The 22,520-nt window shown below is 42.1% G+C and carries 18 protein-coding genes; 3 read left to right on the top strand and 15 right to left on the bottom strand.

Going from position 1 to position 22,520, the window contains the following annotated elements:
• Window positions 1-111: 111 nt before the first annotated feature.
• The 12 genes from K6V30_RS14870 to K6V30_RS14815 form a co-directional block, all read right to left on the bottom strand.
• Complete coding sequence (locus tag K6V30_RS14870) at window positions 112-1,002, bottom strand: glycosyltransferase family 2 protein (protein WP_055271784.1); 891 nt, start codon at window positions 1,000-1,002, stop codon at window positions 112-114.
• The gene (locus K6V30_RS14865; RefSeq protein ID WP_168166725.1) at window positions 1,002-2,441 is read right to left on the bottom strand and encodes a flippase; all 1,440 of its coding nucleotides are present in this window, start codon (window positions 2,439-2,441) and stop codon (window positions 1,002-1,004) included. The genes K6V30_RS14870 and K6V30_RS14865 overlap by 1 nt, the downstream gene beginning before the upstream one ends.
• A 101-nt stretch (window positions 2,442-2,542) precedes the next feature.
• A complete protein-coding gene (locus K6V30_RS14860; RefSeq protein ID WP_055271793.1) occupies window positions 2,543-3,733 on the bottom strand; it encodes a UDP-N-acetyl glucosamine 2-epimerase in 1,191 nt (396 codons plus the stop codon).
• 2 nt (window positions 3,734-3,735) lie between these two features.
• Window positions 3,736-4,941, bottom strand: a complete 1,206-nt coding sequence (locus K6V30_RS14855; protein WP_070612383.1) for a polysaccharide biosynthesis C-terminal domain-containing protein — start codon at window positions 4,939-4,941, stop codon at window positions 3,736-3,738.
• 7 nt (window positions 4,942-4,948) lie between these two features.
• Window positions 4,949-5,998 carry a polysaccharide biosynthesis protein gene (locus tag K6V30_RS14850; protein WP_055271864.1) on the bottom strand — a complete coding sequence of 350 codons (1,050 nt, stop codon included), beginning with the start codon at window positions 5,996-5,998 and terminating at the stop codon, window positions 4,949-4,951.
• A 43-nt stretch (window positions 5,999-6,041) separates the two neighbouring features.
• Window positions 6,042-7,106 (bottom strand): NAD-dependent epimerase/dehydratase family protein, encoded by a 1,065-nt coding sequence (locus tag K6V30_RS14845; protein WP_055271866.1) that lies wholly within the window; start codon window positions 7,104-7,106, stop codon window positions 6,042-6,044.
• Window positions 7,107-7,110: 4 nt separating this feature from the next.
• A complete protein-coding gene (locus tag K6V30_RS14840; RefSeq protein ID WP_224207158.1) occupies window positions 7,111-8,427 on the bottom strand; it encodes a nucleotide sugar dehydrogenase in 1,317 nt (438 codons plus the stop codon).
• Between the two features lie 25 nt (window positions 8,428-8,452).
• Complete coding sequence (locus K6V30_RS14835; RefSeq protein ID WP_224207157.1) at window positions 8,453-10,387, bottom strand: polysaccharide biosynthesis protein; 1,935 nt, start codon at window positions 10,385-10,387, stop codon at window positions 8,453-8,455.
• 56 nt (window positions 10,388-10,443) lie between these two features.
• Window positions 10,444-10,797: a UpxZ family transcription anti-terminator antagonist gene (locus K6V30_RS14830; RefSeq protein WP_055270280.1), complete on the bottom strand. Its 354-nt coding sequence runs from the start codon at window positions 10,795-10,797 to the stop codon at window positions 10,444-10,446.
• A 7-nt stretch (window positions 10,798-10,804) separates the two neighbouring features.
• Window positions 10,805-11,383, bottom strand: coding sequence for a UpxY family transcription antiterminator (locus tag K6V30_RS14825; protein WP_055270278.1), 579 nt, complete (start codon window positions 11,381-11,383; stop codon window positions 10,805-10,807).
• A 351-nt stretch (window positions 11,384-11,734) separates the two neighbouring features.
• Window positions 11,735-12,682, bottom strand: coding sequence for a tyrosine-type DNA invertase cluster 3b (locus tag K6V30_RS14820; RefSeq protein WP_055270276.1), 948 nt, complete (start codon window positions 12,680-12,682; stop codon window positions 11,735-11,737).
• 271 nt (window positions 12,683-12,953) lie between these two features.
• Window positions 12,954-13,925: a type I phosphomannose isomerase catalytic subunit gene (locus K6V30_RS14815; RefSeq protein ID WP_010537664.1), complete on the bottom strand. Its 972-nt coding sequence runs from the start codon at window positions 13,923-13,925 to the stop codon at window positions 12,954-12,956.
• A 228-nt stretch (window positions 13,926-14,153) separates the two neighbouring features.
• On the opposite strand from K6V30_RS14815, the gene K6V30_RS14810 reads away from it, so the two are divergent.
• Genes K6V30_RS14810 through galK form a run of 3 tightly spaced genes read left to right on the top strand, consistent with a single transcriptional unit; the run spans window position 14,154 to window position 17,812 of the window.
• Window positions 14,154-15,251, top strand: a complete 1,098-nt coding sequence (locus tag K6V30_RS14810) for an aldose epimerase family protein (protein ID WP_010537663.1) — start codon at window positions 14,154-14,156, stop codon at window positions 15,249-15,251.
• 53 nt (window positions 15,252-15,304) lie between these two features.
• Window positions 15,305-16,615, top strand: a complete 1,311-nt coding sequence (locus K6V30_RS14805; RefSeq protein WP_010537662.1) for a sugar MFS transporter — start codon at window positions 15,305-15,307, stop codon at window positions 16,613-16,615.
• Window positions 16,616-16,657: 42 nt separating this feature from the next.
• The gene (galK, locus tag K6V30_RS14800; RefSeq protein ID WP_008760656.1) at window positions 16,658-17,812 is read left to right on the top strand and encodes a galactokinase; all 1,155 of its coding nucleotides are present in this window, start codon (window positions 16,658-16,660) and stop codon (window positions 17,810-17,812) included.
• 118 nt (window positions 17,813-17,930) lie between these two features.
• On the opposite strand, the gene K6V30_RS14795 is transcribed toward galK, so the two are convergent.
• From K6V30_RS14795 to K6V30_RS14785, 3 genes are read right to left on the bottom strand one after another with little or no spacing between them, the layout of a single operon-like run.
• The gene (locus tag K6V30_RS14795; protein WP_010537661.1) at window positions 17,931-18,875 is read right to left on the bottom strand and encodes a glycoside hydrolase family 43 protein; all 945 of its coding nucleotides are present in this window, start codon (window positions 18,873-18,875) and stop codon (window positions 17,931-17,933) included.
• A gap of 22 nt (window positions 18,876-18,897) precedes the next feature.
• The gene (locus K6V30_RS14790) at window positions 18,898-20,880 is read right to left on the bottom strand and encodes an alpha-L-arabinofuranosidase C-terminal domain-containing protein (RefSeq protein ID WP_055270274.1); all 1,983 of its coding nucleotides are present in this window, start codon (window positions 20,878-20,880) and stop codon (window positions 18,898-18,900) included.
• A gap of 24 nt (window positions 20,881-20,904) precedes the next feature.
• Window positions 20,905-22,446, bottom strand: coding sequence for an arabinan endo-1,5-alpha-L-arabinosidase (locus tag K6V30_RS14785; protein WP_010537659.1), 1,542 nt, complete (start codon window positions 22,444-22,446; stop codon window positions 20,905-20,907).
• Window positions 22,447-22,520 lie beyond the last annotated feature (74 nt).

Below are 22,520 nucleotides of genomic sequence, written 5' to 3'. Positions count from 1 at the left end.
TCCTTCCTTCAAAACCGATCCAGCATCTAGATGACATTAGAAAAGCAATGAAAACTAGGAAATACGCAAAGTTTGATGAGGTTCTATTATATGGAGCGATCATAGGGAATATTACATTTTCATAAAAAGCCCAGCAAAGCAACCTTTGAAAGAATACAAAGAGCATACAAATGACTCTCTTCCTTTAAAATGATGTACACAAGACATTAATTCAATTAAGGATAATTTAAAACGACTCCCAAAAGCTCCCCAAATGACAGAAACTCCATAGTATTTGCGAGCTAAATAAATTGGATTTCTCGACATAAAATAACTTGCAGAACAGCTCCTTTGATTTCTACCTGATGGAAAAATATGTTGATGCCAAGATTTCACTAATTTAGTGGATAACAGTTTATATCCTTTGTTTGCACACTTTATACCCGTATCGACTTCATCAGAGTACATATTAATTCTTTCGTCTTGAAGACCAATGTTTTCATAGACTACACGCTTCGTAAGAAAACAGCCTCCTGGTAGTCCAGTTCTAAATGCGATGTCTGGTTTTACGTCTTTATAATGAACATTCCTGTCTATATGACGGAAGAGCATATTAGAGAAATCAATCTCTGCACCATAGTTTTCAACAATTTCAGAATCCTTCTTCAATAAAATCGGGCTAATCATTCCGTATTGCTGTTCTCTAAAGAGAATCTCATGAATTTGGGCAAGCCCACCCTTTTCAATTCGAAGATCATTTGTAATCTGAAGAATCGAGTCTGCATCAGTTTTTTCAAGAACGTATTTAATTGCCAAATTATAAGAAGCTATCATATTTGACGTTTTTGAAAATAAGACAACTGCATCTGGGAAAGCAGATTTTAAGGGTATTGTATCTTCAGGATTACCATTATTTACAATGATCTGAAGATAGATATCATCCTTGTATTCAGAAAAATACTGAACCCAATGATTTAGTCTAAAACCTTCATTACAGAATAATGTGACACTTGCAATTTTCATTAGCGTATTTGTTTTTTTATTTCTGCAAAAAAATCTCTCACAATAGGAAGCTTTAATACAAACAAACCTTCAACCCCAAAGTAAAATCCACATATTAACAATGCAATAAACAGGGTTGCAATATTGTTTAGGTTAAGACATTTTCCAGTAGTATAGCATATTGCGATATATGGGATTGATGAAATTATTCGCTTAACAATAAAACGCCAAGGAAGGGTGAACACCTTTTTTTTGATTGCATACCCAAAAGCAAATATATCAGAACATATTTCTGAACAGAGTAAAACTAAAGCAGAGCCTATCGCACCCAACTGCCCAACGAACATGATATTAAACAAAACTGCAGTTACTGCTCCAATAACAGAAGCTAACAATACTGCCTTATCTTTCTTTAACGGTATCAAAGCTTGCATAATGCAAACTTGTGCTGCTCCCGTTAAGACAACAACTGGCATAATAATCTGCATAGGAAGAATTGCCCCTTCATAACCAGGACCAGCCAAAACATCGATTATCTGAGGAGACAACAACATGCCTCCTATGCATATCGGAAGAGATACTGAGAAGATAAGTGAAAAAGATTTTGAAATATTGTCATTAATTTTTTCTACATTATTATTTGCAGCCAAAGAAGCCATTCTTGGTAATATCACACTTGTGAAGGCTGATATGACACCTAAAAGAATCGTAAATAATTTATTCGCTGTTGAATAAAAACCAACTTCAATATCATTGCATGCTAATCCCAAAAACATTACATTAAATGTTGTGTACATTGAGATAAGTATCTTATTTACACCATACATGCCCACAGGTTTCAGATATTTTTTGAATTCAACATTCTTAAACGAGAAATGAACATAAGTTCTAGAATATACAAGATTTATAAAGCCATTAACTACGACTATTCCAACCGTTAGGATATAATAAATAAGATAGTCTTCTTTATCATGAACAAATAGGAAGATACTGATGCAATATAAAATCCTAATAAGGATTGTACGTTTGGCAATGTAGTCAAATTTTTCAATTCCTTGATAGAGCCATTCTATCTGAAGACTTGTAAATACTAACGAAAAAGAACCAATAAGCAACAATATTCTATATTCTTGAAACTGAGATATCAAAAATATGGAAACCGACATAAGAATGAGACTTATCCCTGTCAGAACTCCAATAACAGCCATTACGCTACTAAATACTTTTGAACATTTCTCAAAATTCCCATTGCATATTGCTATTTCGCGAGTGCCTACAGTTGCTGCCCCCAACAATGCAAAGAGACTAAAATATGCAATCACATTTGTCGCAAAACTTGTTTTTCCCATTAGTTCTACACCTAAACAACGAGAGACATAGGGAAATACGATTAAAGCAGCTATATAGTTGGCTAAAGTAATAGATATATTATATAGAAAGTTTTTCTTTAATGATGCCATATACATAATCGATTATATTCTTCGCTGCTATAAATCTCAATGTTCAAAATTCAAAACGAAAGTATATCTTTCAAAATTGAACCCTAATTTGAATACTTACTTTAGAACTTACGCCACACCATTTTATTGACAATGCCCACATATGATTGCACAATTTTCACGACCTTGGTTGACACATTCTCATCAGAATAGTCAGGTACAGGGATACCATGCTGACCATTTTGGCAGAGTTCAACTGCTGTATCTACAGCTTGAAGCAGTGACTTTTCATCAATACCTGCAATAATAAAGTCACCTTTATCAATTGCTTCCGGACGCTCAGTAGAGGTACGGATGCAGATAGCAGGGAATGGATGACCAACACTTGTGAAGAAACTTGATTCTTCAGGTAACGTTCCGCTATCACTGACTACTGCAAAAGCATTCATTTGAAGACAGTTATAATCATGGAAACCAAGAGGTTCATGCTGGATAACTCGTGGATCGAGTTGGAAGCCGCTTGCAGCAAGTCGATTACGTGAGCGAGGATGGCAACTATAGAGAATTGGCATATCGTACTTTTCGGCCATCTTATTGATAGCCAAAAAGAGGGATATAAAATTTTTCTCTGTATCAATGTTTTCCTCACGGTGAGCAGAGAGGAGAATATAATTACCTTTCTCCAAGCCAAGTCTTTGGTGAACATCACTTGCCCCAATTTCAGTAAGATTATTGTGGAGTACCTCGGCCATTGGAGAACCAGTAACGTAAGTACGTTCTTTAGGGAATCCACAGTCAGCCAGATATCGGCGAGCATGCTCAGAGTAGGCCATGTTGACATCAGAGATAATATCTACGATGCGTCGGTTGGTCTCCTCTGGAAGACATTCATCTTTACAACGGTTTCCAGCTTCCATGTGAAAGATAGGAATGTGCAAACGCTTGGCTCCTATAACACTGAGACACGAATTAGTATCGCCTAGCACAAGCACACCATCAGGCTTTGTCTGTACAAAGAGTTTGTAAGAACAGTTAATAATGTTGCCACAAGTAGCTCCCAAATCATCGCCCACAGCATCCATATATACTTCAGGCTCTGCCAGTTTCAAATCTTTGAAAAAGATTCCATTTAAGTTATAGTCATAGTTCTGACCTGTATGGGCAAGAATCACATCAAAATACTGACGACATTTGGTGATGACGGCTGCCAAACGGATAATCTCGGGACGAGTACCCACTACGATGATAAGCTTCAACTTACCATTATCCTTGAACTTTATATCTGAATAATCGAATTTGGGTTGTTTTTCCATGATCATTTTTTCACTTTATCAAAGTATGTATCCGGTTTATCCGGGTTGAATATCTCATTGCAGTACATAACCGTTACCAGGTCTTCCGTATCGGAAAGATTGATGATGTTATGGGTATATCCGGGAAGCATGATAACGGATTGTATTTTGTCACCACTTACCTCGTAGTTCAGTACTTCGTCTGTACCTTCCTTGCGGAGTTGGATGAGCCCATGACCGCTGACAACAATAAACTGTTCCCATTTGGTATTGTGCCAATGTTCACCCTTAGTAACCCCCGGTTTGGAGATATTTATGCTTACCTGGCCACAGTTCAAGGTATGTACAAGTTCTGTAAATGAACCACGCTGATCTACATTCATCTTCAGATCAAAAATTGCTTTTTCTTTGGGCAAATAACTCAGATAAGTGCTATACAATCTTTTGGCAAACGAGTCTGCCGGGATTTCAGGGATCATCAGCGTCTTTGGCATTTCTGCAAACTGATGCAGCAAATCAACTATTTCACCTAATGTAACCTTATGGGTAACCGGACAATAACAGTATCTGCCATCCACCAATGGATGTACATCAAGACCTTCAAACTCGCAACGATGTTCCTCGCCTTTCAAGGCATGAATCATCTCGTCTACGAGATCGTCAATGTAAAGCAGCTCCAGTTCTACACGTGGGTCATTGACTTGTATCGGAAGGTCGTTAGCGATGTTGTTGCAGAATGTAGCGACAGCACTGTTGTAGTTGGGACGACACCATTTGCCGTAAAGGTTCGGAAAACGATAAACCAGCACTTTGGCTCCCGTATCTTTACCGTACTGTAGAAATAAATCTTCACCAGCCTTTTTGCTGCGACCGTATTCGCTGTTGCCAAAACGACCTGTCAGAGAAGCTTGTGCACTGGAAGAGAGCATGACAGGACAAGTATTATGATGTTTCTTCAGTGTATCAAGCAATGTGCCTGCAAAACCGAAATTACCTTTCATGAACTCCTCATTGTCTTTGGGACGGTTCACTCCGGCAAGGTTGAACACAAAGCCGGCTTTCTGACACCAGACATCTAATTGTTCGGAAGTGGAATCGAGATCGTACTCAAAGACTTCATCAATCTTCAGATCACCATAACAACGAGCCTTTCCGTTTTTGATATTATTAAGTTGGGCACAAAGATTTCTACCAACAAAACCTCTGGCACCGGTAACTAAAATATTCATAACTCTATTATTGTACGAAATTACCCTCGCCACTCAATTCCTTTTTGATATAATCAAGGGCGGCTATTTTAGCCTTGGTCTCTTCTACATTCAATATATAAGTATTATTAGAATTAAACTCCGTAAGTGTATTACGTTCCGTTTCACCTTCTTTGAAGAATTTATCATAGTTCAATCCACGATTATCTGCAGGAACGCGATAGAAATTGCCCATATCTTCAGCCTTGGCACATTCCTCATTGGTAAGCAATGTCTCATACATCTTCTCACCATGACGGATACCGATAACCTTGATATCTTCTTTCTTGCCTCCAAATAATTCACAAACAGCCTCCGCCTGAGTCTGAATTGTACAAGCCGGAGCTTTCTGTACGAGGATGTCACCGTTCTGCCCATGTTCGAATGCGAACAATACAAGGTCTACCGCCTCTTCCAACGACATGATAAAGCGAGTCATCGTAGGCTCAGTCAAAGTGACAGGATTGCCACTGCGAATTTGCTCTATCCACAGAGGGATTACAGAACCACGAGAACACATCACATTGCCATAACGCGTACAGCAAATCTTGGTGTTGCCTGAGTAGCGGCTCTTAGCTACAGCAATCTTCTCCTCAACAGCTTTCGTGATACCCATAGCATTGATAGGATAGGCAGCCTTATCCGTAGATAGACATATCACAGCACCGACGCCAGCCTCAATAGCAGCTGTCAAAACGTTATCAGTACCGATTACATTGGTTTTCACTGCCTCCATGGGGAAAAACTCACAACTTGGAACCTGCTTTAAAGCCGCAGCATGAAAGATATAGTCAACTCCAGGCATTGCGTTCTTACATGACTGCAAATTACGTACATCGCCAATAAAGAACTTGATTTTGTGCGCCACATCAGGATACTTTACCTGATATTCGTGACGCATATCATCCTGCTTCTTCTCATCCCGTGAAAAAATACGGATTTCGCCGATGTCGGTACGGAGGAAACGATTCAAAACTGCATTGCCGAAGGAACCTGTTCCACCAGTAATCATAAGGGTTTTACCTGCAAAAATGCTCATAATGATTTTATCTTTTTATTTTTATATAATCGATTTATGGATGTTATTTAAATGTGCCATAATACTTAGCATACCAACCCGCAAACTTTCGCAATCCCTCACGTAGTGATGTTGACGGTTTAAATCCAAAATCTTGTTCCAGAGGAATAGTATCAGCATATGTCACAGGTACATCTCCAGGTTGCATCGGTACTAGTTCTTTGTGGGATTCAAAGTCATAGTCGTTGGGAAGTACACCTGCACGGATAAGTTCATCCTGAAGGATGGTTACAAAGTCTAAAAGATTTTCCGGAGAGTTATTGCCGATATTATATACTTTATAAGCAGGAATGGGCAATCCATCATCGCCATTTTTCTTTTCAGGAGCATGCTGCATAATACGGACAACGCCCTCTACGATATCATCAATGTAGGTGAAGTCGCGTTTGCAATTACCATAATTAAAAATCTGAATGGTCTCACCCTTCAAAAGTTTGTTGGTAAAGCTAAAGTAAGCCATATCGGGACGACCACAGGGACCATAAACGGTAAAGAACCGCAAACCTGTACTTGGTATGTTATAGAGCTTACTGTAAGCATGAGCCATTAGTTCATTACTTTTTTTAGTAGCAGCATAGAGTGATACAGGATTATCCACCTTATCATCGGTACTATAAGGCACTTTCTTATTACTTCCATATACGCTACTGGAAGAAGCATATACCAAGTGCTCCACACCATAATGACGACAGGCTTCTAAAATATTATAAAATCCAATAAGGTTACTTTCAATATATGCATCGGGATTAGTGATGCTATAACGCACACCGGCTTGAGCAGCAAGATTCACGACTACCTGTGGGTGGTGGTCAGTGAAGATGGAGTCAACAACTCCCTTTTTAGCAATGCTGTCTTTAATGAAAACAAATCTGTCACCATAAGCAGACAATTCTTGCAAGCGTTCATATTTTAAACGTACATCATAATATTCGGTAATACTATCAATACTGACAACCTTCACGCTATCAAATTCATTCAGCAAGCGTTTTACCAAATTGGCTCCGATAAAACCGGCTGCACCCGTCACCAAAACCACTTTGTTCTCTAAACTAACATTGTATGTTACCATAAAGTTAATCTCTTTGGAAAATGTCACGAGTATATACCTTGTCTTTCACATCATCCAGACAAGAATCGTAGCGGTTGGCGATGATGGCCTGACTTATTTCCTTGAATTTGATCAAGTTATTGACCACTTGGCTACCAAAGAATGTTTCACCATCCTGCATAGCAGGCTCGTAAATTACAATAGTAGCGCCCTTCGCCTTGATACGTTTCATAATCCCCTGAATGGCACTTTGACGGAAGTTGTCAGAATTGGACTTCATGGTCAGACGATATACACCAATGGTTATTTTTTGCTCTTTCTGGGCATCCCATGAACAGGAGGCAGTATAATACCCCGCTTTACGCAGCACTTGATCTGCTATGAAGTCTTTTCTTGTACGGTTACTTTCGACAATAGCACTCATCATGTTCTGAGGTACATCCTGATAGTTAGCCAAGAGTTGTTTCGTGTCTTTAGGCAGACAATAACCGCCATAACCAAACGATGGATTATTATAATGTGTTCCAATACGAGGATCAAGACCAACACCCTGTATGATTGACTGAGAATCCAGACCTTTTATCTCTGCGTAAGTATCCAATTCATTAAAATAACTGACACGCAAAGCGAGATAGGTACTAGCAAACAGTTTGACAGCTTCCGCCTCCTTTATTCCCATAAAAAGTGTAGGAATATCTTCCTTGATTGCACCTTCCTGAAGCAATGCTGCGAAAGTATGCGCAGCTTTCCCTAGGGCGGGAACATCAGCAATGGACTTAATAGCTTCGTTTTCCTCGTCAAACTGCTCGCCATCAATCAGTTTTGGATAGCCAACAATGATACGACTTGGATATAAGTTATCATAAAGAGCCATACTCTCACGAAGAAACTCCGGAGAAAAAAGCAGGTTAAGCTTCCTGACTCCCTTACGGGCATACTTCAAATAAAGTCCCCGGCAATATCCAACAGGAATAGTAGACTTGATTACCATTACCGCATCAGGATTGACACTTAAAACCAGGTCAATGACATCCTCTATATGATGGGTATCGAAATAATTCTTCACAGGATCATAGTTAGTAGGAGCCGCAATGACCACAAAATCAGCGTCACTGTATGCCTTGGCACCGTCAAGCGTGGCGGTCAGGTTCAATGTCTTTTCAGACAAATACTTCTCTATATACTCATCCTGAATAGGTGATTGTTTACGATTGAGCATATCTACTTTCTCAGGAATCACATCGACTGCCGTCACCTGGTGATGTTGCGACAAAAGCGTTGCTATGCTAAGACCAACATAGCCGGTACCTGCAACAGCAATCTTCAAATCTTTTGTATCCATTGTTGATTTATGTTAGTGTTATAGATTATTCCGGTTGCTTATCCAGAACTTCAAATCGAGGTGAATTCTTGGATTTAAACTCAGGTACCACTTTCTTCATCAGCTTCACTGTATCCATGATCTTTACCGTACGGGATAGCTTCTCAAACTCTGTATAAGTATCAAGGATATCAGCATATTCATAGTGACGTACCTTCGCTATCATTATCTTCTTATTCTCGGTAGGAATCGTATTCTCCTTATCACTCAGGACTTCTTCATAAAGCTTCTCACCGGGACGCAAGCCCGTAAACTTGATCTCAATATCTTCACCGGGACGATAACCGGCAAGTTCAATCATACGGGTAGCCAGGTCGACAATCTTCACGGCCTTGCCCATCTCAAAAACAAAAATCTCATTGCCTTCACCCATCGTAGCAGCCTCCATCACCAGGCGACAAGCTTCGGGAATAGTCATAAAGAAACGGATGATATCAGGATGAGTCACTGTGACGGGACCACCATTCTCGATCTGCTCTTTAAAACGGGGAATGACAGAGCCGTTACTACCCAATACATTGCCAAAGCGGGTAGTGATAAATTTGGTATGGCCTTTCACTTTGCCCTCACGGATAGCGCAGCCCAGGCTCTGCACATAGATTTCAGCTAAACGTTTCGAGCATCCCATGACATTAGTCGGATTCACCGCCTTATCGGTAGAAACCATGATCATCTTCTCAGCTCCGTATTCCACTGCCATATCGGCAACCTGACGGGAACCGACAACATTGACCAATACAGCTTCACAGGGATTTTCCTCCATTAACGGAACATGCTTATATGCAGCGGCATGAAAGATTATCTGAGGCTGATAGATATCGAACACCATACGAAGACGTTCTTTCACACGGACATCTCCAATGACAGGAACAAAATCAAGACCGGGATAATTCTTCTCAAATTCCAGACGGACATTATGCAGAGGAGACTCAGCGGAGTCAAACATAATCAGTTTCCTGATGTTCATCTGAGCCAGTTGCCGGCAAAGCTCGCTACCAATACTACCGGCAGCTCCCGTTACCAACACGACCTTGCCACAGAACTCGGTCATCACTTCCTCCATATTGATATGAATCTCTGAACGGCCTAGTAAATCCTCAATTTTGATAGGACGTACCCATTGATGGAAACTTCCGTTCTCATCGGCCTCACTAATACTTGGAGATATTAGTGTCTTCAATCCGCTTCTTTTGCAATACTGGAGCAGACGGTCTTCCTCTTCACGGGTATTTTCATAGCGGGCAAACAGGATGCCTCCGATACATTTCTTATGAATCAGTTTGTTGAAACATTCTTCATCCTTAAAAGAATAAACGGGAAGGTCAGCCACACGCCGGATAGAATCTCCTGTTCCATAAATGCAAAAACCTACAACTTTATAGTGGGAGCTATTCATTAGACGGACTTTCAATGCCACACTCTTATCATCAATACCATAGATCAGAATATGCATATTCTTCTTATTCAGCAGATTCAGCAAGAACTCATAAACCAGAATCAACTGGATACGGAACCCTACCATGACAATAAAAGTAAGCATGCCATCGAACAGTACAAAGACTATTTTCTGACTATTGTGCAAGCCCGTTTGAGACAGGAGGAACCAGATGGCAATTGCTAAGCAGACGGCCTTTATCAGTGCACTCCCCGCCAGTCGCCACAATTCCTTCAACTGGGAAAAACGGATCGTATTGCGATAGGTATGAAATAAAACGGAACCTAAAATACTGGATACAACTGAAATTGCCAGAATATAAAATAACGCGGTAATTTCCTTGGGAGTTTCCGTAATATAATGAATGCCGATAAATGACACCCAGGTACAAACCAAAGCTATGAATGTATCAATTCCCAATACAATCCAATAGCTAAAGTAGTTTTTCTGCAAATATTGAACTAAACGGTCAAATGCGTGTTTCATAATTTAATACCCCAATAAATTATAAAGTCTTTTATAGAACATAATTCATAGACTTGCTATGACAATAGTTTATCGTAGATTGTGTGTAACTGAATTTTCAATGGTGAAGGCAACCGTTTTTTCATAATCTCTTGCGAACGCCTCAGAACAGCTCTTTTCTTTACCTCATCCTCCGAATTGGCATAGACAGACACGCTATATCCCATCAGAAGAGACAGACACAAAGCAGCTTCCTGCTCGGCTGTCGTACCGTGACAAGGATACAGATCATTGATCTGTTCATGAATTTCTTTGTTCAGTCGTGCAATATCATCAATATAGACACACTCCATACTATGACTTTTATGGAGCAGAGCATGAACAGTATTTTGAAGTTTATCGATTTTCTCTTGTAGACTGGAACCCGTCATCACTTACTTAGTTTTTTTCGCCAACAGGCTCAACATAACCAATCGGCATGTCTACACAGGCGCAACCAAGCATGTTCAGTCGAACAGCAATCTTACTTTTACCATCTACATTGACAAGCTCACCCACAAGCCCCTGCAGAGGTCCTTTAATTACTTGAACTTTCTCACCACGTGCCAAAGGAGAGCTATTCATACAGACTGTTTCATCCGAATAATCAAGCATGAAGCGGAAACGGGCCATCTGGTCGTCAGGAATAACAGCAGGACTGCTCTCACCGCGCATCACCATATAGCGGCTCACTGTTGTAAAATTCAGGACTTCCATACGTTCCCTCGGATCAGCGTGCACAAACACCATCATTGGAAGCAGTACGGATTCAACTAATTTACGGCGGTCACTCCATTGATGTATTTCTTTCTGAACAGGCACAAAATTTTCAATCCCAACCTTGTTCAAATACTCCGAAACCTTCTTTTCATGATGCATACGGACCAATGCTACATACCAGCGTTTTGAGTGTGCTACGCCTTCCCCTGTCCCATGAATAGGCCCAGCATTAATTGATTTTTCTTTTGTTAAAATCATCTTTTATTACCCCATGTTTGTCCGTTACTTCTTAGGTAACGGAAAAAATCATAACTATACTGTACCAAAAGAGAAAAGTTAAAAACAAAGACAAATAAATGAATGAGGGCGTGTACACCCTAAGAGAAGGGGTATATTCCAGTGGAAATTAGGTATATAAGTGGCTGGACATAAAAATAAGCATTTTTCATGTCACAATATATTTTTGCTTTATATTTCGGATAAAACTAAAAAAAATGTGGTTTTATTTGTTCTCTATTTATGTTTTTGTCTATCTTTGCGTCAAAATCAATTCCGTTACCTAAGAAGTAACATACATACTTTAGTGTTGATTATTAAAATTTTGAATATTTACACCCGAGAATTCGGAGCACTCCTCACGTAATATAAATTCATTCGATTTACTTCCGTGCGCTCCCGCAGTTCAAAACCCTTCAAGTAGATTTGTGTCGTCTTTATTGATTTATGCCCCAACAACTCGCTAATCATTTCAATGGAAACTCCCCGATATTTTGCCGTAGTAGCCCAAGAATGACGAAGCGTATAAGAAGTCACGGGAGAAGTAAGGCGCAAGGCCTTCGCAAGCCCTTTCAGCCGATTATTAAATCGACGGAGAGCAGACTGATATTCGCGGTAGCCACTCTCATCTTTACGCTTCTTATCTCCCGAGAGGATATTAAATAGGTAGTCGGGACAATTCGGATGAGGAGGCTGACGATTGCGAAGCTGATTAATCATATCTTTAGCTGTATCCAGGATTTCTACGCTTATAGGCGTTTTGGTCTTGACGCGATTGTATCGAATGACATTCTGTTCTAAAGATGATTTCTCCAGATGAGCCAGATCGGCAAAAGACATTCCGCAAAACTGAAACATCAAAGCAGCAATCATTTGCGTATTCCGCAGATAATCTGACTTGGGATCTTCATAGAGAAGTCTGCGAAGCTCACCTACAGGCAATGCCTTCTTCTGACGAACATCCACACCCGTATACACCTCATGAAACAAACGGTGCACATATGGAGCACTACCGGCTTCCACCCCCCGATTGTAAATGCTCCGAAGCATACGCATATAGGTAGAAACGGTGTTGGGCTTTAAACCGGCTTCATAAAGATACTCCCCATAACGCCGCAAACGCTCGCGGGTGATGTATCTGAAAGCTATACTTTTTGTGTCACAAAACTTGGTAAAAGAGAAAAGGGCATTCTTGTAAACATGGGCAGTAGAATAGCGCCCTTCTTTTCGTAAACGACCGATATACAACTCTGCACAACGGCTAAATCCATTTTTATTCATCTTATATAATCACTAGTAATTTTATACAAGTATAAGACGAAAAAAGCGATTTAACAACAGATTTTTAAACCTTTCCAAAAAATATCAAAAATAAAGTGGAGGTAAAATCCGGCTAATACCATAAAATAGCAAACTAAGGAAGTGCATAATGCTTTTCATTAATCTGTTTGATGGCTTCTTCAGCACACCTTTCTTTCTATAACGCAAAGCAGGCGAGAAAGTTTTTCTCGCCTGCCCGGTCTATACTTTTATCAATAATATTGTCTATTATTTATACGTATGTTTCCAGCAATTTTACGTTTCCAGCTTCCGGAGTAATTGTTACATCCTGTGTGGTAGCAGGAAGCAGAATAGATTCTCCGGCACCTACTTTCAGTTCATTACCTTCATTGTCTTTTATCCTGCATGCACCTTCCATACAAATGAAGATCACGAATGAATCGAGTTCTGAATAATCACAGCTGATTTCTTCGGTCATATCATACACGGAAGTAGTGAAGTACGGACAAGCCACAAGTTCCACCGGCTCATCTTTCACTGCCTCGTATTTGGTACGGTAATCATCCAGCACCTCGTAATTGATGGCCTCACGCGCCAGGTCGGTATGCAATTCACGAGTCTTTCCGTTTGCATCCTTACGGTTGAAGTCATAGATACGGTAAGTGATGTCCGAAGTCTGCTGAATTTCGGCAATAAACGCACCGGCACCAATACTGTGAACACGTCCGGCAGGAAGGAAGAATACATCTCCCGGCTTAATCTCATACTCCTGCAACACATCGGTGATCGTATTGTTCAACACACGCTCTTTATATTCTTTCGGGGTGATTTGCTCGGAAAAGCCAGAACGCAGCTTCGCTCCTTTATCAGCATCCACTACATACCACATTTCCGTTTTACCCATTGAGTTGTGTCTCTTCTTTGCCAGATCATCCGCCGGATGCACCTGGATAGACAGATCCTGCTTCGCATCGATGAATTTAATAAGCAACGGGAATTTGTTACCAAAACGAGCATAATTCGCTTCGCCAACCAGTTCCTCGCGATATTTTCTCACCATATCAGCCAAGGTTAAACCTTTGTCCGGGCCATTAGCCACAACAGATTCATTGTCCTCTACGCCGGAAATCTCCCAGCTTTCTCCTACTCCTTTCAAGTCTGAGTTCAAATGCTTGAACGGAATAATTTTGTCGCCCCCCCAAAGCGTCTGCTTCAGAATAGGTTCGAATTTTAATGGATACATTTTTGTTTTTCTTGTTAATAAACTTAGATTAAATTCTCCCGGATTATTATAATCCGGGAACAAACATACGAAAAAATGTTCACTTTAAAAGAAAAGAAGGATGAAAAATACAGAAACCTAAGTGAGAACGCTAAACTTTCCTAAACTACCCACTATATTTAGCCGGAATAATTTGTGAGTAACAAAGAATTTACCTTTATTTGCAAGAAAATTTTAAGAATACCAGACATGAATAACACATTCCCAACAGAAGGGAATCTATCAGGGCTCAGCCGGAAAGATTTCCAAAAGGAGATAAATGATAAAGAAACTGATTTATTTATCCTCAAAAACAAAAAGGGAATGGAAGTCGCCGTAACTAACTACGGATGCGCCATTCTCGCTATCATGGTACCGGATAAAAATGGAAAATATGCAAACGTTGTCCTCGGACACGACAGCATAGACCACGTTGTCAACAGCCCGGAACCATTCCTCAGCACTACTATCGGACGCTACGGCAACCGTATCGCCAAAGGAAAATTCACTTTGTATGGAGAAGAGCATGAGCTCACTATCAATAACGGACCCAACTCCCTGCACGGAGGACCCACCGGTTTTCACGCCCGCGTCTGGGATGCCGATCAACTGGCTGAAAATATAATCCAATTCAATTATATCTCAGCCGACGGCGAAGAAGGTTTCCCGGGCAACCTGGAGGTTGAAATGGTTTATCGCCTGGAAGAAGAAGAAAATGCATTGGTTATCGAATATCGTGCCACAACGGACAAAGCTACTGTAGTCAACCTGACTAATCACGGTTTCTTCAATTTGGCTGGTATCAGCAATCCTACTCCTACTATCGAAAACAACATTGTTACTATCAACGCTAATTTCTATACGCCTATTGATGAGGTTTCCATCCCGACTGGAGAAATTGCCAAAGTAGAAGGTACTCCGATGGACTTCACCACTCCGCATGCCGTAGGTGAACGCATCAACGATAAATTCCAACAACTGATTTACGGTGCCGGATATGACCACTGCTATGTACTGAACAAAATCGAAACAGGTTCACTGGATCTGGCTGCTACTTGTTTCGAGCCGAATAGCGGTCGTACCATGGAAGTATATACTACCGAAGCCGGCGTACAGCTTTACACCGGTAACTGGCTGAACGGATTCGAAGGTGCTCACGGAGCAACATTCCCTGCAAGAAGCGCTATCTGCTTCGAAGCACAATGTTTCCCCGACACTCCGAACAAACCGCATTTCCCCTCGGCTACTTTATTGCCGGGTGACGAATACCAGCAGGTGACTATCTACAAATTCGGTGTGGAAAAATAAAAGATGAAAAAATAACTAACCTAATTTTATAAACTAACATTTTTAATAGAACCATGACACAAGAAAAAAAGAATGGAAAAATCATTGCCATTATCACGATGATTTTCCTTTTCGGTATGATTTCATTCGTTACTAACCTCGCAGCTCCTATGGGTATTGTGCTGAAGAATCAATTCGACGTATCCAATGCCTTGGGTATGCTGGGAAACTTCGGTAACTTTATAGCTTACGCAGTAATGGGTATCCCGAGCGGTATCTTGTTGCAACGTGTAGGATATAAGAAAACAGCCCTCATTGCAGTAGCTATCGGTTTTATCGGCGTAGGTATCCAATTCCTGTCCGGTCATTCAAGCCCGGAAATGGCTTTTGCCGTTTATTTGATTGGTGCATTCGTAGCAGGTTTCTCTATGTGTTTGCTTAACACTGTAGTAAACCCGATGTTGAACAAACTGGGTGGCGAAGGTAACAAAGGTAACCAGCTTATCCAGGTGGGCGGCTCTTTCAACTCAGTAATGGCTACCATTACTCCGATGTTCGTTGGTATCTTGATCGCCGGATCTATCGAAAAAGCTACTATTTCTCAGATTTTCCCTGTAATGTACACTGCAATGGCTGTGTTCGCTTTCGCTTTCTTCGTACTTTTGTTTGTACGTATTCCGGAACCAAACGCTGCTACTACAACTGAACCGATCAGCACACTGATGAAAGGTGCTTTGAAGTTCCGTCACTTTGTATTAGGTGCTATCGCTATCTTTGTATATGTAGGTATTGAAGTAGGTGTACCGGGTACTCTGAACCTGTTCCTTACTGACCCTGTAGAAAAAGGCGGTGCCGGTATCGCTTCTACTATCTCCGGTTTCGTAGTAGGAACTTATTGGTTCCTGATGTTGATCGGTCGTCTGGCCGGTGCTTCACTCGGTGCAAAAGTTTCCAGTAAAGCGATGCTTACATTTACATCTGGACTGGGATTGATTTTAGTATTCCTTGCCATCTTCTCTTCTACAGGAACATTGGTTAATCTGCCTGTACTTCAACAAAGTGCAACCGGCGGTTTGTCATTCGGTTTTGCAGAAGTGCCCATCAACGCTATGTACTTAGTATTAGTCGGTTTCTGTACTTCTATCATGTGGGGTGGTATCTTCAACCTTGCTGTAGAAGGATTGGGTAAATATCTTGCTGCTGCTTCCGGTCTGTTTATGGTACTGGTATGTGGTGGAGGTATCCTGCCTGTTATCCAGGGATGGGTAGCTGACGTTGCCGGTTTCATGCCAAGTTACTGGGTAATCATCATTGCTCTGGCATACTTGCTGTACTACGGTCTGGTAGGTTGCAAAAATGTAAATAAAGATATTCCAGTAGAATAAAACTCTGAATTTAATTTATTCACCTTATAAAATTGATTTATCATGGATATAGAACACGTAAGAAGTCGCTTCATTAAGCATTTTGATGGAACTACAGGATTTATATATGCCTCTCCGGGTCGCATCAACCTGATTGGCGAACATACTGACTACAACGGTGGATTCGTATTCCCCGGAGCTGTGGACAAAGGTATGCTTGCTGAAATCAAACCGAACGGCACTGACAAAGTAAGAGCTTATTCTATCGACCTGAAAGATTATGTAGAATTTGGCCTGAACGAAGAGGATGCTCCCCGCGCAAGCTGGGCAAGATACATTTTCGGTGTATGCCGTGAAATGATCAAACGTGGCGTAGACGTGAAAGGATTCAATACTGCTTTCTCCGGCGATGTGCCTCTGGGTGCCGGTATGTCTTCTTCAGCTGCTTTGGAAAGTACATATGCTTTCGCTCTGAACGAACTGTTCGGTGAAGGTAAGATCGATAAATTTGAATTGGCTAAAGTGGGTCAGGCTACTGAACACAACTATTGCGGTGTAAACTGCGGTATCATGGACCAGTTCGCTTCTGTATTCGGTAAAGCAGGCAGCTTGATCCGTCTGGACTGCCGTTCACTGGAATACCAGTATTTCCCATTCCATCCGGAAGGTTATCGCCTGGTATTGATGGATTCAGTAGTGAAACACGAACTGGCTTCTTCTGCTTACAACAAGCGTCGTCAGAGCTGCGAAGCTGCTGTTGCTGCTATCCAGAAAAAACATCCGCACGTAGAATTCCTGCGTGACTGTACAATGGATATGCTGGAAGAAGCTAAGGCTGACATCAGTGCTGAAGATTATATGCGTGCCGAATATGTAATCGAAGAAATCCAACGCGTACTTGACGTTTGCGACGCGCTGGAAAAAGACGATTACGAAACAGTAGGTCAGAAGATGTACGAAACTCACCACGGTATGAGTAAATTGTACGAAGTGAGCTGCGAAGAACTTGACTTCCTGAACGATTGCGCTAAAGAATATGGTGTAACCGGTTCACGCGTAATGGGTGGCGGCTTCGGTGGTTGTACTATCAACCTTGTCAAGAACGAACTGTATGACAACTTCGTTGAAAAGACAAAAGAAGCTTTCAAAGCTAAATTCGGCAGAAGTCCGAAAGTATACGATGTGGTAATCGGTGACGGTTCTCGCAGAGTAGAATAAGCTATTATTCATCAGAATAAATAAGAAGGGCGTCTTTCCGGAATGGAAGGACGCCCTTACTTTTCAATTAACAAAAAAGCTAAAACCTATTATCTAACCTAACCCTATAATTTACTGTTTATTGTACGCCTTCCGTTGTCATCTGAATGCGTTTCATGGTACCATCCTCGTTATAATACAAGCGGTCGATGCAGACAGAACGACGGAAACTGCCTCCGGCTGTATTGATGCTTCCATTATGATAAATGAAATACCAGTCGCCCTTGAACTCGATAATAGCCTGATGATTGGTATTGGAATTGCCGGCTATCTCATTAAGGATGCCTTTGTATTCCCAAGGTCCGGTAATGCTACGGCTCATGGCGTAACATATCTTTTCCGGAAATTCAGAAGCATATGAAAGGTAGTACCACTCTCCACGCTTATGTATCCACGGAGCTTCCGTATATCGGGGCAGATGAACCGGTACGATAGGACCATCCAGCTCAATCATATTCTTTTTCAGTTTGACATAGTAGCATTGGGTATTCCCCCAATAAAGATATGCCTGTCCGTCGTCGTCAATAAAAACAGTCGGGTCGATATCTTCCCAGGAGATCTTGGTAAATTCGGTCGTCATATCATTGGTGATCAGTGCGGAACCACGGGCATCCACAAAAGGACCGACAGGCGAATCAGATACGGCTACGCCTATGGATTTTCCGTGAATAGTGCCATGTTCCACTGTCACATACCAATAGAACTTTCCGTCACGTTCTATCACCTGACTAGCCCATGCTTCCCCTTTTGCCCAACTGAAATCTTTGGCTTTCAAAGGAACTGGATGCTCCGTCCATGTCTTCATATCGGGAGACGAGAATACACACCATTCATTCAACTGGTAATGTTCTCTGGGAGGAGGACATTCGTCATGTCCGGCATAAATGTACACCTTACCGTCATGCACCATAGCACCCGGATCGGCTGTATATTTATATTTTATGATGGGATTGCCATTGGCTACAAAAGTAGTGTCATTCTGCGCAGACAGCCCGGAAAAGGCTGCCAATGCGCATGAAATCATAACTAGTTTAACGCTATTCATTTTATTTCTTCGTGAATTTATAAACTGCAAATGTGTTCGGTCCGAGTTCGGTGGTTAACGCATGACCATTGATCGTTACCGGTGTCTCCTGCGGAGTGATGGCAAACGGTTGTTCAAGCGTATTATCTTTGTCCTGATCGAGTGAGCTAAGAGTGATGCAACGTCCTTCGGACAATACATCCTGCTTTTTCAGACCTTCGAAAGTCAAGGATACAGGCTGTGTCTTATCGGAAGTATTAGCTACTTTGACAATCAGTTCGTTCTTATCCTTATCATAAACTGCACTGGCAAAAAGTCCGTTTTGTCCTTCCGCCCCCGTTACCGGTTTCTTGTTCATAGTGAGAGGCAGTACATTCGTTCCTTTGTTCTGTGCGTACAGCTGCTGCACATAGTAACTTACGGTACGCACCGAGTTGAGATTATCAAACCAGATCATGTCCGGACGCCATTGCCATCCCTCTACATGAGCGAAAAGCGGCGCATAAGTAGCCATATGTACGATATCGGCATTGCGTTCCAATCCGGTCATGAAGGCTGCTTCGAGCAAGGCAGCATGGAAGTGGTTCCATTTCTTTCCTTTTCCGTGGCAAGCATATTCGCCGGCAAATACTTTCGGTCCTTTGCGGTCATAGTTATCATAGCGTGCTCCCTGACTGAGGAACCAGCTTTCGGGACGGTAGAAATGTTCGTCTACCAGATCTGCTTTCAGACGCTTCATTTCAGGCCACAGGTAATCGAATTCTTTTCCTTCGGAGTTCGGACCGGAACTACCTACAATCATAATTTCCGGATGTGCCTTGCGAAGAGCCTTGATAAACGGTTCGAGACGTTCGGGATACTCTTTTCCCCACTGTTCGTTACCGATGCCCAGATATTTCAGATTGAAAGGTGCCGGATGTCCCATATCGGCACGTACTTTCCCCCAAGTCGTGTTCACGTCTCCGTTGGCAAATTCGATCAGATCAAGTGCATCCTGAATATAGCTGTCCAGATCGCAAACTGCTACGTGAGCTTTTTCTTCATTGTTCTGATACTGACAGGCAAGCCCGCAGTTCAGGATCGGAAGCGGTGCCGCTCCCATTTCTTCAGAAAGAAGGAAATACTCATAGAATCCCAGTCCGTAGCTTTGATAATAATCCGGATAGAAACGATGGGTAAAAGTATATTGCCAGCGATTTTCGTTCAATGGACGGTTTTCTACCGGGCCCACGGATTTCTTCCAGTCATAACGGGTTTCGAGATCCGTACCTTCAACGATGCAACCACCGGGAAAACGGAAAACTCCCGGATGAATATCCGCCAAAGCCTGCGCAAGGTCTTTGCGAAGACCGTTCTCATGCCCCTTCCAAGTATCGACAGGGAAAAGAGAAATATGCTCCAAGTCTACCGTACCCTGGGAAGCAAGGAAAATACGAAGCGTTGCTTTGGGATTGGTAACACCCGCTTTTAAGATTACCTGATATTTCTTCCAGTCTTTGGAATCAATGGTCAGTGTCTGAGAGGCAAAAGCCTGATGTTCGCCCATAGACTTGGTATCTACAAGTTCCACACGTATCTTTTCACCTGTACCTCCGTGCGGCAGACGTGCCCATACGGAGAAGCGGTATTCTTCACCTTGCTTAACCCCGATGCCGAAGAAGCCTTCATTATCCAGTCCGGTATGCTTGTGGGCATGTCCCGGATTATCAAGACGCACATAATGCGGATTGCGTTCAAAAGGACCGTCATCCTGCAAAGTCACCTTTCCATAAGTCTTCCATCCCATCAGACGCTGGGGAAATTCGAATGAACGGTTCTTTACCAGTTCGGCATAAAGTCCGCCATCGGCAGCATAATTGATGTCTTCAAAAAAGAGTCCGTACATTGTCGGCTGGATTTCAGCACCCAACTTCTTAGCCTGGATCACCATTTCATTGGTTTGTGCATGAAGTGCCATGCCGGTAGATAAGGCTAATGCAGCCAGTAATTCTGTGTATCTTCTCATGGTTTTCAATAAAATTATATATAGTTATTTGATTCTTTTTCCCCAGACAGAACGTCCCCGGCTATCGAGTCCGGTAAAGAGAATTGTTTCGGTTTCGTTCTCCCAATCGTGTCCTGCAAAGATAACCAGATTCTCAATCTTCTCCGAGTTCAAATCTACCATTAATAGATGTTTTTCGGTCAAAAAGGACCATTTTCCATTCATTTGAACTATATTCCATTCGTTATCGGTCATCTGCCCTTTGCACGTGCCGTCTTTTGCCAAAGTCATTCGGGTGGACAGGTTCCACTCCTTCTCTTTCAGTTCTCCTTCTCCCCATAAAATCTGTCCGGCTTCCAGCTGACGTTCGTATGCCGGTTCCTGCACTCGTATGATTTCCCATTCACCGACCAGATCTTCTTTGCTGAATTGACGCGAAGCAGTCCCTGCATATCTCTCGGGAGAAGCGACTGGCCAGCCTTCGGGAGTGAAGAACAACTGCCGTATATGCAACACCATTAACTGATTTTGCGGTGACAGACGTCCCTGATGCGCCATAAAATAGTTTCCCTCATTATCTGAAAAGACAGCACAATGTGCAGTACCCGCCCATCCGGTATGATTCTCAAAACGGTATGGTGCGGTCAGTATCGGAAAATTATTGGTTGTATCCTTCACTGCCTTACCGAAATAGTCCGTAAACGGACCTTCGGCGGCATCCGAACGGCTGACACGTACATTATAAGTCGTCATCAGCGGATCATAGGAAGTGAAAAGATAATATTGTTTCAGCTCCGGATGATAGATAATTTCCGGTGCTTCGAGATTATCCTTCCGATAGTTGGCACGTCGTGCTACAAGGTGGCCCCAATCGCCTTCGTTTAAAACCAATCCGGTTTCCGGATTCAGTTCGACGCAATACAGACCACCGAAGAAGGAGCCGTAGTGCATCCACCATTTACCGGTACTCTCGTCGGCTATAACACTTGGATCGATGGCATTCATCGCGGTAGAATCATCTGTTTTAACGATACAGCCCTTCTGCGTCCACGGCCCTTCGGGAGAAGTTGATTCGGCAAGTCCGATATAGGATGTCTTACGTCCGAATGCGGATACGCAATAGTAGAGGCGGTATTTATCTTTATAAGGAATGATATATGGTGCCCAGATATTAGTTGCTCCCTGCCCATTCGCATGAGATTGTACCCATTGGACAGCTTCTTCCGGTATTTCCGGAAATGCCCATCCCAGAAACTCCCAGTGTACCAGATCCTTGGAACGGCGCATCTGGATAAATCCCAACGGCACGCCTTTCTCTCTCGCCTCTTTCCGGTTTTCACCGAAAATTGCATCTGTAGAATACATATAGTAATAGTCGCCCAACTTCCGGCAGGACGGATCGTGTACATTGTATGTTCCCCATTGACGGTAATCTTCCATTTTGGCTACTGATAAATAATTATCATCCCAAGGATTAGCAGAAGGAGTCGGAGTAAACACGGCAGAAGTGCAACTTGCAAAGAAGCTGCCTGCTACTAAAAGAACTGGCAAAAACAAGTTTTTCATAATATCTGTGTATTCGTTCATCAATTATGCTACAAAAATACGTCCCGTTTCCCCTATGGAAGGTGGACATACGAACACGATTGGTGGACAATCCG

Source organism: Bacteroides faecis, from assembly GCF_020091505.1.
Lineage (GTDB): Bacteria > Bacteroidota > Bacteroidia > Bacteroidales > Bacteroidaceae > Bacteroides > Bacteroides faecis.
The sequence above is the reverse complement of the archived record's forward strand: the minus strand, read 5'-3'. Positions and strand labels throughout refer to the sequence as shown.